This is a genomic window from Ornithinimicrobium pekingense DSM 21552 (assembly GCF_000421185.1).
In the GTDB taxonomy this organism is placed as follows: Bacteria; Actinomycetota; Actinomycetes; order Actinomycetales; family Dermatophilaceae; genus Ornithinicoccus; species Ornithinicoccus pekingensis.
The window spans coordinates 39,830-59,634 of the sequence record NZ_ATWJ01000007.1 but is presented as its reverse complement, the minus strand read 5'-3'; the positions used below and the strand labels follow the sequence as shown (position 1 = coordinate 59,634).

The window sequence follows — 19,805 nt, the reverse complement described above, 5'->3', positions numbered from 1 at the left end:
GGTGATGCCTGCGCCTCACGCGAGGTCGGCCACGGGCACCAGGAAGGCCTCGACGTGGTCGACGACCGCCCGGTCGTTGGCGAGCCAGGGCACGTCGCGCAGGGTCTCCAGCGTGACCCACCGCAGCTCGTCGTGGTCGGCCAGCGGCTGCGGCTCGGGCTCACCGGGGCAGGTCACCGCCCACCACAGCCACATCTCGTGGGTGGCCCCCAGGGGCCAGGGCCCGGGGCCCACCGGGTCGCCCAGCTCGACCCGGACGCCGAGCTCCTCGCGGGCCTCGCGGACCGCCGCTCCGGCCGGCGGCTCACCCGGCTCGACCTTGCCGCCGGGGAACTCCCAGCCCCCGGCCAGCGCGGGCGGGCCGCTGCGGCGGGCGGCGAGCAGGCGGGTCGGGCGGGCCAGGTCGTCGACCAGGGCGACGGCGGCGACCGGCACCCGCGCGCAGCTGTACGTCATACCCCCATCCTGCCCGGGCGGCCGGGAGGCGCACGACGTGACGCCGGGGCAGGTCACGGTCCCGTCACGACTTGGCCGCACCCCTTCCCAAGCGGCACCGCGGTGTGATGGGCTTCGTCGGTGCCGGACCGACGTGGTGCCCGGCTGACCCCTTGTAGGAGGCACGATGAAGAACCGCAAGGTCGGAGCGCTGGCGACGGTCGCCACGCTCGCCCTGGTGCTCACGTCCTGCGCCGAGTCGGAGCGAGACTCCGGCACGGGCGCCGACGGAGACACCGGCAGCGACTCCACGCAGACCGAGGGTGACGGTGGCGCGGCCGCCAGCGACGCCACCTTCGTGTTCGGCGCGGCAGGAGCACCGACGACGTTCGACCCGTTCTACGCCAGCGACGGCGAGACCTTCCGGGTGACCCGGCAGATCTACGAGAACCTCATCGGCATCGAGGAGGGCGGCACCGAGGGCGTCCCCGAGCTGGCCACCAGCTGGGAGAGCGAGGACGGGCTGACCTGGACCTTCGAGCTGCAGGAGGGGGTGAAGTTCCACGACGGGACCGACTTCGACGCCGAGGCGGTCTGCGCCAACTTCGAGCGGTGGGCCGACCAGAACGAGGCCGGTCAGAACCCCTCGGGCGCCTACTACTACGGCAACGACTTCGGCTTCGGCGAGGACTCGCTCTACGAGTCCTGCGAGGCGACGGACGACCTCACGGCCGAGGTCGTCGTCAGCCGGGTGACCGGCAAGTTCCCGATGGTGCTCTCGCAGTCGTCCTACGCCATCCAGTCGCCCACGGCGATGGAGGAGTACGACGCCAACGGCATCGCCCTCGAGGGTGAGGCGTTCGTCTTCCCCGAGTACGCCACCTCCCACCCGACCGGCACCGGGCCGTTCCAGTTCGAGGGCTACGACAACGCCGGCGGCACCGTCACCCTGACCCGCTTCGACGACTACTGGGGCGACCCCGCCGGGGTGGAGACCCTCGTCTTCAAGATCGTCCCGGACGAGAACGCCCGCCGTCAGGAGCTGGAGGCCGGCACCATCCAGGGCTACGACCTGCCCAACCCGGTGGACTGGCAGGCGCTGGAGGACTCGGGCAACCAGGTCCTCATCCGCGACCCGTTCAACATCCTCTACCTGGCGCTCAACCCGGTCGCCGACCCGCAGCTGGAGGACCCGCTGGTCCGGCAGGCGCTCTACCACGCGCTGAACCGCGAGCAGTTCGTCTCCACCCAGCTGCCCGAGGGCGCCGAGGTGGCCACGCAGTTCATGCCGAGCACGGTCAGCGGCTACAACGAGTCGATCGAGGCCTACGAGTACGACCCGGAGAAGGCTCAGCAGCTGCTCGAGGAGGCCGGCCTGTCCGACCTGACGATCGAGCTGTGGTACCCCTCCGAGGTCACGCGTCCCTACATGCCGGACCCCCAGCGCGTCTACGACGCGGTGAAGGCCGACTGGGAGGCCGCGGGCATCACGGTCGAGACGGTCACCAAGCCGTGGGCCGGCGGTTACATCGACGACACCCAGAACAGCCGTGCGCCCGCCTTCTTCCTGGGTTGGACGGGTGACCTGAACTCGGCGGACAACTTCCTGTGCGCGTTCTTCTGCGGCGACGACAACCAGTTCGGCACGAGCGCCTACGACTGGCACGAGGAGTTGCAGGAGCAGATCGCGGCGGCGGACGCCGAGGCGGACGAGGAGACCCGTACCCAGATGTACGAGGAGCTCAACGCCCAGATCATGAGCCCTGACTGGCTGCCCGGGCTGCCGCTCTCGCACAGCCCGCCCGCGATCGTCGTGGGTCCGAACGTGCAGGGCATGGTCGCAAGCCCGCTGACGGCGGAGAACTTCGCCACCGTCACCATCACCGAGTGACCCCTCCGGGCCTCGCCCTCCCCGATCCGTTCGGGGAGGGCGGGGCCCGAGCCCGTTTCGAGGAAGCCGACTCCCGTGCTCAGATTCATCGTGCGCCGCTCGCTGCAGGCGCTGCTCGCCCTCTTCGTGCTCAGCGTCCTGCTGTTCGCCTGGCTCCGCTCCCTGCCCGGCGGCGTCGTCAGCGCACTGCTCGGGGAGCGGGGCACCCCCGAGAACGCGGCGGCCCTGCGTTCCGCACTCGGCCTGGACGACCCGCTCTACGTGCAGTACTGGCGTTTCCTCCAGCGTGCCCTGCGCGGCGACTTCGGCGTCTCCAACGGCGTCTTCCGCGGGGAGCCCGCCCTGGACGTCTTCTTCCAGCGCCTGCCGGCGACCGTCGAGCTGAGCATCTTCGCGATGATCCTCGCGCTGACGCTGGCCATCCCGCTGGGCTACGTCGCGGCGCGCCGTCGCGGTGGCCCCCTCGACACGGGCAGCGTGGTCTTCTCCCTGGTCGGCGTCGCCGTCCCCGTCTTCTTCCTGGCCTACGTCCTGAAGTACGTCTTCGCGGTGCAGCTGGGCTGGCTGCCGCCCTCGGGGCGGCAGACCGTGGGGATCAACGCCACCCACATCACCAACATGTACGTCCTCGACGGCATCCTCACCCGGGAGTGGGACGCCGCCTGGGACGCCTTCAAGCACCTGCTCCTGCCGGCGCTGGCGCTGGCCTCCATCCCCTTCGCCATCATCTTCCGGATCACCCGGGCCGCCGTCATCGACGTCATGGAGGAGGACTACGTGCGGACGGCTCGCGCCAAGGGGCTGACCCCGCGGGTCATCCGGGTGCGGCACATCATGCGCAACGCCCTCATCCCCGTCGTCACGGTGGTCGGCCTGCAGATCGGCGCGCTGCTCGCGGGCGCCGTGCTGACCGAGAAGGTGTTCGCCTTCCAGGGCATCGGGCAGGCGCTGGCCATCGGCTTCGAGCGCCGTGACTACCCCGTGCTGCAGGTCCTCATCATGATGGCCGCCCTGATCTACATCCTCGTCAACCTGCTGGTCGACATCGCCTACGCGGTCATCGACCCGCGCGTCCGGACCAAGTGAGGAGCGCGCCGTGACCGACCACCTCCCCGACACCGGCACCAGCCCCGGCAGCACAGGCACGGGCTCCGGCACCGGCCCGGCCGAGCCGCGGCGCCCCGGGCTGGCCGGCCGCCCGGGTGCCCGCAAGAAGGAGCGCATCGACCGCCTGGCCGAGGCCGGCACCCTCTCCGAGGAGGAGGGCGTGAGCCTGTGGCAGAGCGCCTGGCGCCGACTGCGGCGCGACCCCGTGTTCCTCGTCGGCGCCGTCATCATCGCCGCCTTCGTGGTCCTGGCCGTCATCGCCCCGTGGATCGCCCCCCACGACCCCGCCGCGCGCCTGCTCATCGACCAGCGCACCACGAGCAACCCCATACCCGGCCCCCAGCCCGGTCACCCTCTCGGCGCCGACGACGCCGGCCGCGACATGCTCTCCCGGCTCATGGTCGGCGCCCGACAGACCCTGATCGTCGGGGTGCTCGCCACCCTGGGCGGCCTGACCGGCGGCCTCATCCTCGGCACCCTCGCCGGCGGCATCGGTGGCTGGATGGACGGGGTCGTCATGCGCATCGTCGACGTGATGCTCTCGATCCCCTCGCTGCTCATGGCGTTCTCTCTCGCCGCGATGTTCGCCCGGCCGAGCCAGTGGACGGTCATCCTGGCCATCGCCATCATCCAGATCCCGATCTTCGCGCGCCTGCTGCGCGGCTCGATGATGGCCCAGCGCCACAGCGACCACGTGCTGGCCGCACAGGCGCTGGGTGTCCGGGCGCCCGCGATCGTCTTCCGGCACATGCTGCCCAACTCCGTGGGACCGGTGATCGTCCAGGGGACCCTGGTCCTGGCCGTGGCGATCATCGACGCCGCCGCGCTCTCCTTCCTCGGCCTGGGCAACCCCGACGACACCCAGCCCGAGTGGGGCCAGATGCTCGGGCGGGCCCAGCAGTACTTCAACACCCACCCCGAGGTCGCCGTCTACCCGGCCCTGTGCATCATCGTGGTCGCCCTGGGCTTCACGCTCATGGGCGAGTCCCTCCGCGAGGCCCTCGACCCCAAGTCCCGCCGCTGAGGAGGCTGCCCATGACCGCCCAGCCCATCACCAGCCCACGACCCGCCGCCGACGGCGCCGGCGAGGCGCTCCTGTCCGTGCGCGACCTCACGGTCACCTTCGGCCGGGGCCGCAAGGCCTTCCGCGCCGTCGACGGGGTCGACTTCGACGTCTACCCCGGCCAGACGGTCGGCCTCGTCGGCGAGTCCGGCTGCGGCAAGTCCGTCACGTCGCTGGCGATCATGGGTCTGCTGCCCGGCCGCGGCAACACCGTGGGCGGGCGCGTCACCTTCGCCGGTGAGGACCTGCTGTCCATGCCCGCCGACCAGCTGCGCGACCGCCGTGGCCGCGACGTCGCGATGATCTTCCAGGACCCGCTGTCCTCCCTCAACCCGGTCGTGCCGCTCGGTGTGCAGGTGGCCGAGGTGATCGAGCGCCACAAGGGCCGCAACCGCTCCGACGCCCAGCAGGAGGCGGCGGCCATGCTGAAGAAGGTCGGGATCCCCGACCCCGACCGGCGCCTCAAGGAGTACCCGCACCAGCTCTCCGGCGGCATGCGGCAGCGAGCCCTCATCGCGATGGCGCTCGCCTGCGAGCCCCGCCTGCTCATCGCCGACGAGCCCACGACGGCGCTGGACGTGACCATCCAGGCCCAGATCCTGGCCCTGCTCAAGGAGCTGGTCAGCGAGTCCGGCACGGCCCTGATCATGATCACCCACGACCTGGGCGTCGTCGCGGGCCTGTGCGACGAGGTCAACGTCCTCTACGCCGGGCGGATCGTCGAGCGCGCGCAGCGGCACGACCTGTTCGCCACCCCGCGCCACCCCTACACCGGCGGCCTGCTGGCCTCCATCCCGCGGCTGCACGAGGAGCGGGGCCGACGGCTCACGCCCGTGCCGGGCTCGGTGTCGGACAACATCCCGTGGGAGCAGGGGTGCGCCTTCGCGCCGCGCTGCGCCAACGCGGTCGACGTGTGCCGCCAGCAGACCCCCACGCTCGTCCCGGACCGGGATGCCGTCGGCGACGACCGCCTGCTGCGGTGCCACAACCCGCTGACGGCCAACCCGGTGGACGACACGCCCACCGTCGAGGAGGACGCCCGATGAGCACGCCCGACCCCACCCCCGGCAGCGGTCCCGCGGCGGGCCCCGGTGAGACGGGAGCCGGCACGGCCACCGCCGAGCACGACGTGCTGCTCGACGTGCGCGGTCTCAAGGTCCACTTCCCCATCAAGAAGGGGCTGGTCTTCGACCGCACGGTCGGGCACGTCTACGCCGTCGACGGCATGGACCTGCAGATCCGCCGTGGCGAGACCTACGGGCTGGTCGGCGAGTCCGGCTGCGGCAAGTCGACCTTCGGCCGGGCCATCCTGCGGCTGGAGGACCTCACCGAGGGCCAGGTGCTCTTCGACGGCACCGACCTCGCCTCCCTGAAGGGCGAGGAGCTGCGCCGCCAGCGCCGGCACATGCAGATGGTCTTCCAGGACCCGCTGGGCAGCCTCGACCCGCGGCAGACCGTCGAGCAGCTGCTCCTGGAGGGCATGCGCGCGCACGGGATGACCAAGGACCGGGACGCCCACGAGCGGCTGACCGACCTGCTCCGGGAGGTCGGCCTGCCCCGCACCGCCCTGTCGAAGTACCCCCACGAGTTCTCCGGCGGCCAGCGCCAGCGCGTCGGCATCGCCCGCGCGCTGTCGGTCGACCCGCAGCTGATCGTCGCGGACGAGCCGGTCAGCGCGCTCGACGTGTCGGTCCAGGCCCAGGTCATCAACCTGCTCGCCGACCTGCAGGCCGAGCTCGGTCTCACCTACCTGCTCATCGCCCACGACCTGGCGGTCGTGCGCCACATCAGCGACCGCGTGGGCGTCATGTACCTCGGTGCGCTCGTCGAGGAGGCCGACGCCGACGACCTGTACGAGGCACCGCTGCACCCCTACACCCGGGCGCTGCTGTCGGCCGTGCCGGTGCCCGACCCGACCGTCGAGGACACGCGTGAGCAGATCCTCCTCGTCGGGGACCTGCCCTCCCCCGCCAACCCGCCGTCGGGCTGCCGCTTCCACACGCGCTGCCCCTGGCGGCAGGAGACGCGGTGCGACACCGAGCGGCCCGCGCTGCGGACGGTCGAGATCGACGGTGTCGCGGGCAGCCACCGGGTGGCCTGCCACTGGGCCGAGCAGATCGCCTCCGGCGAGCTCCAGCCCCACGCCGTGACGGTCAGCGGCGTCACGGACCCGACCCTGACCACCCACGACGACGACTCCGCGCTCGGCGCCAAGGACACCGCATACCCGACGACCGACGGGGGCTGAGACCGCACCCACGCCCCGGGCGCGTCCTCCCGCGGCACCGCGGCCCGCCGGTAGCCTGCGCGCATGAGTCGCAGCGCGAGCCCCCGGCTGCTCGTCGTCCAGCACGAGGACGACTGCCCGCCCGGCCTCATCGAGCCGTGGCTGGGCTCGGCCGGGATCGACTGCGACGTGCTGGAGGCCCACCGCGGCCGGGCAATGCCCGCCGAGCTGGTCGACCACGCGGGACTGGTCGTGCTGGGCGGCCGGATGGGCGCCGAGGACGACACCGAGCACCGGTGGCTGCTCCCGACCCGGGCGCTCGTCGCCGGCACGGTGGCCTCGGGCCGGCCGTTCCTGGGGGTGTGCCTCGGCCACCAGCTGGCCGCGGTCGCCCTCGGCGGCACGGTGACGCCCAACCCGCACGGCCGGGCACGGGCGCTGGTCCCCTTCGGCGCCACCGAGGACGGGCGCCAGGACCCGCTCACGTCGGCCCTGCCGCCCGGGTCCCCCGTGCTGCACTGGAACAACGACGTCGCCGTCGAGCTGCCCGCCGGGGCGGTCCGCCTGGCCAGCGCCCCCGACGGGACCGTGCAGGCGGCGCGGTTCGGCCCGAGCGCCTGGGGCGTGCAGTTCCATCCTGAGGTGGACGCGGGGATCGTCTCCCGCTGGGCTCGTGGTGACGAACCGGCGGTCGAGCAGGAGACCCTCGCCGCGCTGCGCAGCCGGAGGCAGGAGCTGCACCGGGCCTGGGAGGCACTGATCCGGCGGTTCGCGCGCATCGCTCTGGTCGCGTAGGCCCGCCGGGTGCGACAATCGCCGCACCCTGGGCATCGTCCGGCGCGAGGGAGGTGGCCATGAGCGACGTCGCCTTCTTCCTTGCGGCGACCTTCGCGGCCGGACTGCTGATGTCCGTGCTGCGGTTGCCGGCGCTGCTGGGCTTCCTCTGTGCGGGCTTCGTCCTGGATGCGCTCGGAGTGACGGAGCTGCCCTACCTCGACTTCCTCGCGCACCTGGGCGTCGCGCTCCTGCTGTTCGGTATCGGGCTCAAGCTCGACGTCCGCAGCCTGCTCTCGCGCGAGGTCTGGGTGACCACCGGGGCCCACCTGGCGCTCTCGGTGGCCGCCGGCACCGGCTTCCTCTGGGTGCTCGCCCTCGCCGGCTACCCCCTGCTGGCCGGGGTGGGCGTCGACACCCTGATGCTGATCGCCTTCGCTCTGGCGTTCTCCTCGACGGTCTTCGTCGTCAAGGTGCTGGAGGACAAGGCCGAGCTCCAGTCGTTCTACGGGCGCGTCGCCATCGGCATCCTGGTGATGCAGGACCTGGCGGCGGTCGTGTTCATGACCACCACCCAGGGGGAGCTGCCCAGCATCTGGGCCGTGCCGCTCGTGCTCGGCCTCGTGCCGTTCGGATGGGTGGCCCGTCGCGTGTGGGACCACATCCCCCCGGGAGAGCTGCAGGCGCTCTTCGGCCTCGCCGTGGCGCTGGGGCCCGGATATGCCGCCTTCGACGCGGTGGGTCTGCAGGGCGACCTGGGGGCGCTCGTCGCCGGCATGCTGCTGGCCGGCGACCGCGCCGCCAGCGAGCTCTCGCACAGCCTGTTCATGCTCAAGGACCTGCTGCTGGTGGGCTTCTTCATCTCGATCGGTTTCGGCGGGCCCGCGACCACGCAGACGGTGGGCCTGGGGCTGACCCTGCTCCTCCTGCTGCCGGTGCAGATCCTCCTCTACGTGTGGTTGCTGGACCGCCACCGGCTGCGCCGGCGCACCTCGGTCAAGGCCTCTCTCCTGCTCGGCAACTACTCGGAGTTCGGGCTCATCGTCGTCGCGGTCGCCGTGTCCGCAGGGATGCTGGAGGAGCCGTGGCTCGTGGTGATGTCCGTCGCGGTCGCCGGCAGCTTCGTCCTGGCGGCCCTGCTCAACGCGCGCTCGGACAGCGTCCTGCGGCTGGCGCGAGGGGTCATGCGGGGTCATCCGCCCACCCAGGTGCACCCGCACGAGCGGCCGATCTCCTTCGGCAGCGCGCGTGCGGTCGTGATGGGCATGGGGCGGGTCGGGCGGTCCGCCTACCGCGAGCTGTCGGGTGCCTACGGCCTGGAGGTGCTGGGGGTGGAGAACGACTCCCACCGGGTGCACGACCTGCGGGCGGAGGGCTTCACCATCGTCGAGGCCGACGCGGCCGACCGTGACTTCTGGTCGCGGCTCGAGTCCACGCGTCAGGTCGACGTCGTGGTGCTCGCGATGCCGTTCCACGGCGCGAGCCGTCTGGCCCTGGAGCAGCTGGCCGCCGGCAGCTTCAGCGGTGTGGTCGCGGTCGTGGCTCGCTACGACACCGAGGTCCGCGACTACGAGGAGCTCGGCGCCGACGTGGTCGTGCACATCTTCGAGGGCGCCGGCGCCACCCTCGCCGAGCGCGCCGCGGAGGCGCTGGCCGACCGGGAGTGAGGCAACCGCCTCATCTCCTGGGCGACGTCACGACCATCACCGGGCACCGGGCCGCGCGCATGACCCGCTGGCTCACCGAGCCCAGCAGGCGCCCGGCGAAGCTGCCCCGCCCGCGGCTGCCCACCACGACCAGGTCGACCTCGCGGGCCACCTCGCGCAGCGTGCCGACGATCGGTCCGCGACGCACGTCCAGCTCAACCTGCACCCCGGGGTGCTCGGCGAGCGCGGGACGCAGCACGTCGCGCAGCATCGCCTCCCGCGCCTGCTCGATCTGGCGCCACTCCGGGCTGTCGGGCTCGGTGACGACGTAACCGTCGACGACCTCGAGGTACCACGCCGTCACCGCCGTCAGGGCGCACCCGGTGCGGGCCGCGTAGGCCACGGCCGCGCGGGCGGCCGCCTCGCTGTCCGGGCTGCCGTCGACCGCCACGGCGATGCGGCCGCGCGTGAGCCCGTCCACGTCGACCTCGGGGTTGAGGATCACGACCGGGACCGTCGCGTGCGCGGCCACGCCGATGGAGGTGGTGCCGAGCACGAACTCCTCCAGCGCTCCCTTGCGGCCGGTGCCCAGGACGATCAGCGCGGCCCGGTCCTGGTGCTCCAGCAGCGCACGCACAGGCGAGCCACGCTCGATGCTGACCGATGCCTCGATCCCGAACGTCGCGGCGAGCTCGGCGACCGTGGCCCGCACCGACCCGGCACGCACGTCCTCCGCCTCCAGCAGCACGGTGATGTCCGGTGCGCCGGCCCCGGCGGCCCGGGCGGCCAGCGCCTCGGGCTCGCTGGCGTGCACCGCCAGCAGGGGCAGGCCGGTCCGGCTCGCGTGCAGCGCTGCCCACCGCAGCGCCGGGCCGTCCGTCCCTCCCCCGTCGGCACCCACCACGACCGCCCGACCGTCCAGCTCCGACATCGCCACCGCCTCCGCGCCAGGTGTACTACGAACCGTCGCAGCCATCCTACCGAACGGGTGGCCCCGCACGGGTCGACGGTCAGGGCGTCGGAGGCCGGGGGCACCGGCGTTTAGTAACCTGCAGGATGCACACCGTCCCACCGCCCTCGACCGCAGGAGACCCTGGCATGTCCACGATCATCTACACGCGCACCGACGAGGCTCCCCTGCTGGCGACCTACTCGCTCAAGCCGATCGTGGAGGCCTTCGCCGGGGCCGCCGGCATCGACGTCGAGACCCGGGACATCTCGCTCGCCGGCCGCATCCTGGCGCTGTTCCCGGAGCGCCTGACCGAGGAGCAGCGTCAGCCCGACGCGCTCGCCGAGCTGGGCCGGCTCGCGACGACCCCCGAGGCCAACATCATCAAGCTGCCCAACATCTCGGCCTCCGTGCCGCAGCTGCGCGCCGCCATCGCCGAGCTGCAGGGCCAGGGGTATGACGTGCCGGACTACCCGGAGTCCCCCTCCACCGACGAGGAGCGGGAGGCCCGCGCCCGGTACGACAAGGTCAAGGGCTCGGCCGTCAACCCGGTGCTGCGCGAGGGCAACTCCGACCGTCGTGCCCCCGACGCCGTCAAGAACTACGCCCGGTCCCGCCCCCACTCGATGGGCGCCTGGTCGGCCGACAGCCGCACCCGCGTGGCGACGATGGGTGAGCGCGACTTCGCCAGCAACGAGAAGTCCGTGGTGGTGGAGGCCGACGACACCCTGACGATCGTGCACCTGGCTGAGGACGGCACCCGGACCGTCCTGAAGGAGGCCGTGCCGGTGCTGGCCGGCGAGGTCGTCGACGGCACCTTCATGGACGTCGCGGCCCTGCGCTCGTTCCTGGCCGAGCAGGTGCGCGAGGCGGCCGACGACGACGTCCTGCTCAGCCTGCACCTCAAGGCCACGATGATGAAGGTGTCCGACCCGATCATCTTCGGCCACGCGGTCGAGGTCTTCTTCGCCGACGTCTTCGAGCGCTACGGCGCCGACCTCGAGGCGGCGGGGCTGTCCGCCAACGACGGGCTGGGCGGCATCCTCGCCGGCCTGGACGCCCTCGGCGAGAAGGCGGCCGAGGTGCGCTCGGCGATCGAGGGCCGGCTGCGCGAGCTGCCCCGGCTGTCCATGGTCAACTCCGACAAGGGCATCACCAACCTGCACGTGCCCAGCGACGTCATCGTCGACGCCTCCATGCCCGCGATGATCCGCAACGGCGGCAAGCTGTGGGGCCCCACGGGAGAGGAGGACGACACGGTCGCGGTGATCCCCGACTCCTCCTACGCCGGGGTCTACCAGGCGGTGGTCGAGGACTGCAAGGCGCACGGCGCCTACGACCCGACCACGATGGGCTCGGTCCCCAACGTGGGGCTGATGGCCAAGAAGGCCGAGGAGTACGGCTCGCACGACAAGACCTTCGAGATCGCGGCGGACGGCACCGTCCAGGTCGTCGACTCCGCCGGGACGGTGCTCCTTGAGCACCGGGTCGCCGCCGGTGACATCTGGCGCGCGTGCCAGACCAAGGACGAGCCGGTCCGCGACTGGGTCAAGCTCGCCGTCGCGCGCGCCCGGGCGACCGGCGACCCCGCCGTCTTCTGGCTCGACGAGGCCCGGGCCCACGACGCCAACCTCATCGCCAAGGTGCAGGAGTACCTCGGCGACCACGACACCGAAGGACTGGACATCCGCATCATGTCGCCCGTGGAGGCGACCCGGTTCTCGGTCGGGCGGATCCGCGAGGGCAAGAACACCATCTCGGTCACGGGCAACGTGCTGCGCGACTACAACACCGACCTCTTCCCGATCCTCGAGGTCGGTACGAGTGCCAAGATGCTGTCGGTGGTCCCGCTGATGAACGGCGGCGGCCTCTTCGAGACCGGCGCCGGTGGCTCGGCCCCCAAGCACGTGCAGCAGCTGCAGTCGGAGAACTACCTGCGCTGGGACAGCCTGGGCGAGTTCCTGGCGCTCGCCGAGTCGCTGCGGCACCTGGCCGAGCGGGACGGCAACGCCAAGGCTCGCGTGCTGGGGGACGCTCTCGACCGGGCCACCGAGCGCGTGCTGACCGAGGACCGTTCCCCCGCCCGTCGGCTCGGCCAGATCGACAACCGCGGCAGTCACTTCTACCTGGCGATGTACTGGGCCCAGGCGCTCGCGGAGCAGACCGACGACATCGAGCTGGCCGAGCGGTTCGCCCCGGTGGCACAGGAGCTGACCGACAAGGAGCAGCAGATCACCGCCGAGCTGCTGGAGGTGCAGGGCTCCCCCGTCGACCTGGGGGGCTACTTCCACCCCGACGACCAGCTGGCCTTCGCTGCGATGCGGCCCTCGGCCACCTTCAACGCCGTGGTCGACGCGCTGCGCGGCTGACCGCTCACCCGCCGCCACCCGAGGCACCGCCCCCGTCCGAGGTCCGGACGGGGGCGGTCGCCGTGGCGGCCGCGACGAGCGCCGGACCGACCCGGTCGCAGGAGCGCGAGGTCTCGGGTGATAGGACTCCTGTGGTGAGCACCCAGCCGCCGGCGCACGCCGGTTCCCCCCACCGCGGGGTAGGGGTGGGCCTCGCGCTGGCGGCCGTCGTGCTCATCTCGCTCAACCTGCGGCCCGGAGCCTCCTCGGTGGGGCCGGTGCTGCAGGAGCTGAGCGGCGGCCTGGGGATGGCCCCGGCCGTCGCCGGGCTGATGACCGCGCTGCCGGGGCTGTGCTTCGGAGCGGTCGGTGCGCTGGCCGTCACGCTGGCGCACCGCGTCGGCATGTCCGTCGGGATCGCCCTGGGGGTCCTCGCCGTGGTGGTAGGCCTCGTCGCCCGTGCCGCCACAGGGTCCGTGGTGCTGTTCCTCCTGCTGACCGCCCTCGCCCTCGGCGGCATGGCCGTCGGCAACGTGCTGGTGCCGGCGTGGATCAAGCGGCACGCCTCTGACGGCGGGGTCCGTCTCATGACGTTCTACAGCTCGGGGCTGACCCTGGGTGGGGCGGTCGCCGCCGCCGTGGTGGCACCGGTCAGCCAGGTCCCGGGGGTGGGCTGGCGGGGCGGCCTGGGGGTATGGGGTCTGCTCGCGCTCGCGGCACTGCTGCCCTGGGCGGTGATCGCGTGGCGGGAGCACAACGACCCGGCCGACCGGCGTACCGGACCGGTGACGGCCACCGGCGGGCTGCACCGCTCCCCCACCGCCGTGGCCCTCACCCTCCTCTTCGGGCTGCAGGCCATGAACGCCTACGTGCAGTTCGGCTGGCTGCCGCAGATCTACCGGGACGCCGGTCTGTCGGCCGGGTATGCCGGCTTCCTGGGTGGCCTCATCGCCTTCCTGGGCATCTTCGGCGGCCTGGTGATGCCCACGGTGATCGCCCGGTCGCGCACCCTTGCCCCGTGGATGGTGGCCTTCGGCACGCTGCTGGTGGCCGGCTACACCGGCCTCCTCCTGGCCGCCGGTCAGCTGCCGTGGGCGTGGGCCGTCCTCCTGGGCCTGTCCGGATGGGCCTTTCCCACCGCCATCGCGCTGATCACGGCACGCTCGCGTGACCCGCGCGTCACCGCGCGGCTGTCGGGCTTCGTGCAGCCGGTCGGCTACGTCCTCGCCGCCGTTGGCCCCTTCGCGGTGGGCTTCGTGCACGAGGTGACCCAGGGGTGGACGCTCGTCCTCGTCCTGCTCATGACCAGCGGACTTGCCATGACCCTGGCCGGGCTCCGCGTCTCCCGGCACGTCTACGTCGACGACGAACTCGGCGCGCGCTGACGCAAGTCCACATCCCGCCCGCTCGCTGGTGGTCCTCCGCCCCCGCTGTGGACGACGGGCGCCTGGGCGCCGCCGGCGTGCCACGCTGCAGCGACCGGCCGGGGTGACGCCCCACGGGCGCAGCCCCACGACCGGGACGCGGACCACGACGGAGGGGACCATGCACGAGACCGAGAGCGAGACGGACGGAGGCCGGGGCACGGCCCGGGCGCGGGTGACGGACACGGTGCAGGCCCTGCTGCACGGGGTGCGGCGCGGAGTGCCGGCCACGGCCGCGGTGGCCCAGCAGCTGGGGGCGGTCCAGGACGCCGCCGTGCGAGCAGCGGTGGCCGCCGGCCTCCGCGACGAGCTGCGTGCCGCCCTGTCCGGGGTGTGGCGTCGCGGCTGGCAGCCGGGACACGTCATGCACGTGGCCCGGCGCGAGCTGTCGTCGGCCGGGACCGTCCTGCTGGCCGACGGCGTCACCCAGGAGCTGGCCGCCTACGCGCCCAGCACGGTCGACCCGGGGTGGTGGGCGCAGATGGAGGAGCTGGGCCGCGCCTCCTCGCCGAGCCAGGCGCGGCAGCACGCCCGGGGCCGGCGGGACCGCGGACGGAGCACCACCTGGTCCGCGCTGTGCGGCGACCTCCTCACCGTCACCGTGTTCGTCGAGCGCCTCCCGTCGCTGCCGGTGATCGGGCCGCCTCCTGGCGAGGCCCGCCCCGACGAGGACCTCCTGCCGGAGGTGGACGGCAAGCTGCTGACCCGGGTGCGGCGCCTGCTGGCCCAGGCGGAGGGCACCCCCTACGAGGCGGAGGCCGACACCTTCACCGCGGCGGCGCAGTCGCTGATGGCCCGGCACCGCATCGACCGGGCGATGCTGGAAGCCGAGGACGACCGGTCGCGGGCACCACGCGGGCCGGGCGCCGTGCGGCTTCCGGTCGACCGCCCCTACGAGCAGCCCAAGGCCCTGCTGCTGCACGTCATCGCCGCCGCCAACCGGTGCCGCGCCCTGTGGGACCAGCCCCTGGGCCTGGTCACCGTGGTGGGGCACCCCGGCGACCGACGGGCGGTCGAGCTCCTCTACACCTCCCTCCTCGTGCAGGCGACCGCCGCGATGCGACGTGAGGGCGAGCGCGGTGACGACGGCACCCGCACGCGGGGGTTCCGCTCGTCGTTCCTCAGCGGGTTCGCCGCCCGGGTCGGGCAACGGCTGGAGGAGGCCAGCGACGCGGCCGAGACCGAGGCGAGGACGAGGCTGGCCGGTGCGGGGGTGACCCCCGAGGAGTCCGGGGCTGCGGGCGAGGACCGCATGGCGCTGGTCCTGCGGAGCCGCGACGAGGAGGTCGAGCGGCTGGTGCACGAGCTCTTCCCGCACACGGTCCGCACCCGCAGCCGGGTGGTGAGCGACGCTGCCGGATGGGTGCGGGGCCGAGCCGCCGCCGACCGTGCCGACCTGGGCGCCGGCGGCCGGCTGACCGACGGTGCGGCCTGACGGCCGGTCCGGTCGCCGGCCGTCCTGACAGCTAGCCGTCCACCACCCGGTAGTCACCGGCCCGGGCCAGCGCCCCGTCGATCAGCTCCCGGGTGGGCACGACGCTGTCCCTGTGCTTGATCCACAGGCGCGTCGGCTCTCCCGGCACGATCTCGAAGGTGGCCTGGCCCAGGCCGTGCGCGGCGAAGATGTCGAACAGGGGCTGCAGCGCCCTCTTGGTGTCCCGGTCGTCGGTGACACCCTCCACGAGGAAGCACGTCGACACGATCCTCGCCACGCCGCATCAGATCCTTCCGTTGAACGCCTGCAGGGCCGAGTCCTCCCGGGTCCCGCCCCGACCGTCACCGTAGTCGGCGTAGTCGTGGATCCACATCACCCGGGCCACCCACTTGACGTGCTTGTAGCCGTGGTTCGACTCGACCCGGACACGTGCCGGACCGCCGAGGTGGACGTCCACGGGGTGGCCGTTGCGCTCGTAGGCCAGGATCGACTCCTCCTCCGCCATCGTCTCCAGGTCGATGCAGGCGTAGAACGGCTCCCGCGGCCGGTTGTCGTACATCTTCTGCGCCAGCCCGTAGGACTCGGCCATCAGGTAGCGCGCGCCCTCCGGACGCGGGCCGAGCACCCCCATGAGGTCGGTGAGCCGCACCCCGGTCCAGCGCGACGTCGCCGACCAGCCCTGCATGCACGTGTGGGTGGCGATGTAGGAGTGCTGCGGCAGGGCCCGCAGGTCATGCAGCGTCAGCTGCCGCTCCACGTCGTTGATGTCGTCCCGCACCGTGACGGTCAGCCCCTCCCAGTCGTTGTCCCGGGCCTGCACCCACACGGCCGACTCCTCCTGCGTGGGCGGCAGGCCGTTGGTCCAGTGGAACTCGGAGATGTCCTCGTCGGTGTAGGCCCGCTTCCGCGCGCCGAGCGGACGCAGCCGGTTGAGGAAGACGCGACGGCCGACCTCGGTGAAGCCGGCGGTGAACCTCTGGGCGCGTACCCGGTCGGCCAGCGACCAGTAGGACAGGAAGATCCAGAAGGCCACCACCGCGACGACGGTCGAGACCATGATGACCAGGGCCTGCGCGGCCCGGGCCGTGGTGACCTCGCCGCCGCCGAACACCATGTTGACCACGTTGTGCTCGCGGTGGACCAGGAACACCAGCGACACGTGCATCACGATGAAGCCGCTGAACAGCACGAGGCCGATGAAGTGCAGCGAACGGGCGCCCTGGTGGCCGCCCCACATCTTGACGTACCACGGGAAGCGGGACCGGATCGCCGGGGACATCGCGATCCCCGTCAGCATCTGGAACGGCGCCAGCACGAAGATCACGAAGGTGTAACCCAGCATCTGCAGCGAGTCGTAGGGCGAGAAGTGGCTGAGGTCGGGCACGTCCAGGCTCAGGTAGGTGGTCAGGGAGTCCCAGGCCTCGGGGAAGACGTCCCAGGAGGTGGGCACGATCCGCCGCCACAGCCCCGTGGCGAAGAGCAGGCCGACGTAGACGACGCCGTTGAGCACCCAGAACATCACCGACAGGCCGTGCCAGTGGCGGCCCAGCCCGATGTTCTCCCGCCCCGGGAGCGAGAGGAGCGGGTGCACCGACTTCTCGTCCATCAGCGAGGTGTAGACGCCCTCCTCCTTCGGCAGCTCCCGCCGGGTGAACCGCAGCCACTCGGTGCCGGGGGCGCAGTCCTTGCGCCACCACAGGCGCGGGAGCGACGAGAGCATCTCCACGCCCGACCTGATGAGCATGCCCATCAGGACGAAGTTGAGCAGGTGCTGCGCCCGCAGCCACAACGGAAAGTCGACGTCCATGCCTTACTTCACTCCTGTGTTCGAGGGACCCCGCCGCTGGGCGGGCGTCACCGGTTGGTCTGTGCCGTGCGGGTCGAGGAAGTGGAAGATCGTCCAGTAGAGGATCCCGATCATCAGGCCCCCGCCGACGATGTTGCCGAGCGTGACCGGCAGCAGGTTGTCCAGGAGGAAGCCCGACCAGGTCAGGTCGGCATACGCCGCGGGGTCCAGGCCGGAGGTCTCCCACAGCTCGTCGCCGGCCGAGCCGCGGATGAGGATGCCCAGCGGGATCATGAACATGTTGGCCACCGAGTGCTCGAACCCGCTCGCGACGAAGAGCGCGATCGGCATCGTGACCGCGACCACCTTGTCCACCGCGGTGCGGCCGCTGTAGGCGGCCCAGATCGCCAGGCAGACCATGAGGTTGCACAGGACGCCGAGGACGAAGGCCGTGAGGAAGTCGTGGTGCACCTTCTTCAGCGACACCTCCAGGACGACGGCGGCCCATCCGCCGTCGGCCTGCTGCCACACCTTGCCCAGGAAGACCAGCGCGACGATGGTGAGCGCCCCGAGGAAGTTGCCTGCGAAGACCACCACCCAGTTGCGCAGCAGCTGCCAGGTGGTGATCCGGCCGCTGGCCCGCGCGGTCAGCGTCAGCGTCGAGGAGGTGAACAGCTCGGCGCCGGTGAGCACGACGAGCGCGAGGCCGGTGGCGAAGACCAGGCCCCCGAGCACCTTGGCCACGCCGAACGGCAGCTGGTCGGCGCCGACCTGGCTGGTGGTGAAGAAGACGAAGCCGAGGGCGATGTAGCCGCCGGCGGTCAGGGCGAGCAGGAAGGACTTGAGCTGGCGGCTGGTCGCCTTGCCGAAGGCGGCGTCCTCCGCGGCCCTGGCCATCTGGGACGGGGTGAGGATAGAGCTGTCCCCGCTCATCCCTGCCTCCCAGGCGTGCGCGACCGCGGGGCCGGGTCAGGCACGGGACTCGAGCTCGTCGATCTCGCGGACCTTCGGCCCGTAGAAGCCGGACGGGTCGTGCCGCAGGTCCAGCCACAGGTCGACGAGCGCGCGCGCGTAGGCCGGCGCGACGACGTTCTGGCCCAGGCACAGGATCTGTGCGTCGTAGTTCTCGACGGCGCCCCGGACCGTGACCAGGTCGTGCGCGGTGGCGGCGCGCGCGCCCCTCACCTTGCTCGCGGCGATGGCGGTGCCGACCCCGGTGCCGCAGACGAGCACGGCGCGGTCGGCAGCGCCGTCGACGACCCTGCGGGCGGCCCGGAAGGAGACCTGGGGGTAGGTGATGTCGGCCGTCGACAGGTCGACCACCTCGGTGACCCGCTCGTCCTCCTCCAGGAAGGCCCTGACCTCGTCCTTGAGCATCGCACCGTTCGCCGGTGCCCCGATCACCACACGCATCCTCGTCCGTTCCTTCCCGGTCCTCGAGCAAGACACTACGGAGAGTAGTACTCATCCTCGCAGTAGTGCAAATACTCCAAAAGGGGGGCCCCGGACCGGGAGACGCCGAGACCGACCCCGGTCGCCGCGGGCGACCTGGGCCGGTCTCGGGACGGTGGCGGGCCCTGCCGCGCCGGCTCTCAGACGTTGAAGCGGAACTCCACGACGTCACCGTCCTGCATGACGTAGTCCTTGCCCTCGATGCGGACCCGCCCCGCCTCCTTGGCCTTCTGCATGGTGCCCGCCGCGTCCAGGTCGTCGAAGGAGACGACCTCGGCCTTGATGAACCCCCGCTCGAAGTCGGTGTGGATGACTCCGGCCGCCTGCGGCGCCGTCCAGCCCTGGCGGATCGTCCAGGCCCGGGTCTCCTTGGGGCCGGCCGTGAGGTAGGTCTGCAGTCCGAGGGTGTCGAAACCGACGCGGGCGAGCTGGTCCAGGCCGGGCTCCTCCACGCCGACGGACTCCAGCAGCTCACGGGCCTCCTCGTCGTCCAGCTCAGCCAGGTCGGCCTCGAGCTTGGCGTTGAGGTAGATGGCCTCGGCGGGTGCGACGACCTCGGCCAGCTCGGCGTGGAGGGCCTCGTCCGTCAGCCCGTCCTCGTCGAGGTTGAAGACGTAGAGGAACGGCTTGGTCGTCAGCAGCCCGAGCTGGCGGGCGAGCGCGAGGTCGACGCCCGCGGCGGCGCCGGCGGCATACAGGGTGTCCCCGCGCTCGAGCACCTCGCGCGCGGCCAGGGCGGTGTCGAGGACCTCCTTGTCGGCCCTCTTGCCCTTGACCTCCTTCTCCAGCCGCGGGACCGCGTTCTCGAGGGTCTGCAGGTCGGCGAGGATCAGCTCGGTGTTGATGGTCTCGATGTCGTCGCGCGGTGAGACCTTGCCGTCGACGTGCACGACGTCGTCGTCGCGGAAGGCGCGGACGACCTGGCAGATCGCGTCCGCCTCGCGGATGTTGGCGAGGAACTTGTTGCCCAGTCCCTCGCCCTCGCTGGCTCCTCGCACGATGCCGGCGATGTCGACGAAGCTGACGGTCGCGGGCAGGACCCGGGCGCTGCCGAAGATCTCCGCGAGCCGCGCGAGCCGCCCGTCCTTGAGGGGGACGACGCCGATGTTGGGCTCGATCGTCGCGAACGGGTAGTTGGCCGCGAGGACGGAGTTCTTGGTCAGGGCGTTGAAGAGGGTCGACTTGCCGACGTTGGGCAGGCCGACGATACCGATGGTGAGTGCCACGGGGTCAAGAGTCTACCGGTGCGGGCCGGGTGCCGGACGACG

General features: G+C 72.1%; 17 protein-coding genes. 10 read left to right on the top strand and 7 right to left on the bottom strand.

Annotation, left to right across the window (positions count from 1 at the left end; translation table 11 throughout):
• Window positions 1–15: 15 nt before the first annotated feature.
• Window positions 16–456, bottom strand: coding sequence for a (deoxy)nucleoside triphosphate pyrophosphohydrolase (locus K330_RS0102400; protein ID WP_022920260.1), 441 nt, complete (start codon window positions 454–456; stop codon window positions 16–18).
• 166 nt (window positions 457–622) lie between these two features.
• Between K330_RS0102400 and K330_RS0102395 the strand changes: the two genes are divergently transcribed.
• The 7 genes from K330_RS0102395 (at window position 623) to K330_RS0102365 (ending at window position 9,164) form a co-directional block, all read left to right on the top strand.
• Window positions 623–2,326, top strand: a complete 1,704-nt coding sequence (locus tag K330_RS0102395) for an ABC transporter substrate-binding protein (protein WP_022920259.1) — start codon at window positions 623–625, stop codon at window positions 2,324–2,326.
• 75 nt (window positions 2,327–2,401) lie between these two features.
• A complete protein-coding gene (locus tag K330_RS0102390; RefSeq protein ID WP_029202228.1) occupies window positions 2,402–3,412 on the top strand; it encodes an ABC transporter permease in 1,011 nt (336 codons plus the stop codon).
• Window positions 3,413–3,548: 136 nt separating this feature from the next.
• A complete protein-coding gene (locus tag K330_RS0102385) occupies window positions 3,549–4,457 on the top strand; it encodes an ABC transporter permease (protein ID WP_229665774.1) in 909 nt (302 codons plus the stop codon).
• 11 nt (window positions 4,458–4,468) lie between these two features.
• Entirely contained in the window at window positions 4,469–5,542 is a 1,074-nt protein-coding gene (locus K330_RS18635; protein WP_022920256.1) for an ABC transporter ATP-binding protein, read from the top strand.
• Complete coding sequence (locus K330_RS18630) at window positions 5,539–6,744, top strand: ABC transporter ATP-binding protein (protein ID WP_022920255.1); 1,206 nt, start codon at window positions 5,539–5,541, stop codon at window positions 6,742–6,744. The genes K330_RS18635 and K330_RS18630 overlap by 4 nt, the downstream gene beginning before the upstream one ends.
• A gap of 63 nt (window positions 6,745–6,807) precedes the next feature.
• Window positions 6,808–7,518 (top strand): type 1 glutamine amidotransferase, encoded by a 711-nt coding sequence (locus K330_RS18625; protein WP_051145436.1) that lies wholly within the window; start codon window positions 6,808–6,810, stop codon window positions 7,516–7,518.
• Between the two features lie 59 nt (window positions 7,519–7,577).
• Window positions 7,578–9,164, top strand: coding sequence for a cation:proton antiporter family protein (locus tag K330_RS0102365; protein ID WP_022920254.1), 1,587 nt, complete (start codon window positions 7,578–7,580; stop codon window positions 9,162–9,164).
• A 10-nt stretch (window positions 9,165–9,174) separates the two neighbouring features.
• Here K330_RS0102365 and K330_RS18620 read toward each other — a convergent pair whose 3' ends face one another.
• Window positions 9,175–10,074, bottom strand: coding sequence for a universal stress protein (locus tag K330_RS18620; RefSeq protein WP_022920253.1), 900 nt, complete (start codon window positions 10,072–10,074; stop codon window positions 9,175–9,177).
• A gap of 167 nt (window positions 10,075–10,241) precedes the next feature.
• Here K330_RS18620 and K330_RS0102355 point away from each other — a divergent pair, with 167 nt between their 5' ends.
• From K330_RS0102355 to K330_RS18615, 3 genes are all read left to right on the top strand, one after another.
• Window positions 10,242–12,461 carry an NADP-dependent isocitrate dehydrogenase gene (locus K330_RS0102355; RefSeq protein ID WP_022920252.1) on the top strand — a complete coding sequence of 740 codons (2,220 nt, stop codon included), beginning with the start codon at window positions 10,242–10,244 and terminating at the stop codon, window positions 12,459–12,461.
• Window positions 12,462–12,595: 134 nt separating this feature from the next.
• Window positions 12,596–13,825 (top strand): MFS transporter, encoded by a 1,230-nt coding sequence (locus K330_RS0102350; protein ID WP_051145457.1) that lies wholly within the window; start codon window positions 12,596–12,598, stop codon window positions 13,823–13,825.
• Window positions 13,826–13,985: 160 nt separating this feature from the next.
• A complete protein-coding gene (locus K330_RS18615) occupies window positions 13,986–15,299 on the top strand; it encodes a DUF2786 domain-containing protein (RefSeq protein WP_022920250.1) in 1,314 nt (437 codons plus the stop codon).
• Window positions 15,300–15,330: 31 nt separating this feature from the next.
• On the opposite strand, the gene K330_RS0102340 is transcribed toward K330_RS18615, so the two are convergent.
• The 5 genes from K330_RS0102340 to ychF form a co-directional block, all read right to left on the bottom strand.
• Window positions 15,331–15,576, bottom strand: coding sequence for a hypothetical protein (locus K330_RS0102340; protein ID WP_022920249.1), 246 nt, complete (start codon window positions 15,574–15,576; stop codon window positions 15,331–15,333).
• A 6-nt stretch (window positions 15,577–15,582) separates the two neighbouring features.
• Window positions 15,583–17,106 (bottom strand): molybdopterin-dependent oxidoreductase, encoded by a 1,524-nt coding sequence (locus K330_RS0102335; protein ID WP_022920248.1) that lies wholly within the window; start codon window positions 17,104–17,106, stop codon window positions 15,583–15,585.
• Between the two features lie 3 nt (window positions 17,107–17,109).
• A complete protein-coding gene (gene focA, locus K330_RS18610) occupies window positions 17,110–18,018 on the bottom strand; it encodes a formate transporter FocA (RefSeq protein ID WP_022920247.1) in 909 nt (302 codons plus the stop codon).
• Between the two features lie 36 nt (window positions 18,019–18,054).
• Window positions 18,055–18,498 carry an RpiB/LacA/LacB family sugar-phosphate isomerase gene (locus K330_RS0102325; RefSeq protein WP_022920246.1) on the bottom strand — a complete coding sequence of 148 codons (444 nt, stop codon included), beginning with the start codon at window positions 18,496–18,498 and terminating at the stop codon, window positions 18,055–18,057.
• Window positions 18,499–18,677: 179 nt separating this feature from the next.
• Window positions 18,678–19,763, bottom strand: coding sequence for a redox-regulated ATPase YchF (gene ychF / locus K330_RS0102320; RefSeq protein WP_022920245.1), 1,086 nt, complete (start codon window positions 19,761–19,763; stop codon window positions 18,678–18,680).
• Window positions 19,764–19,805 lie beyond the last annotated feature (42 nt).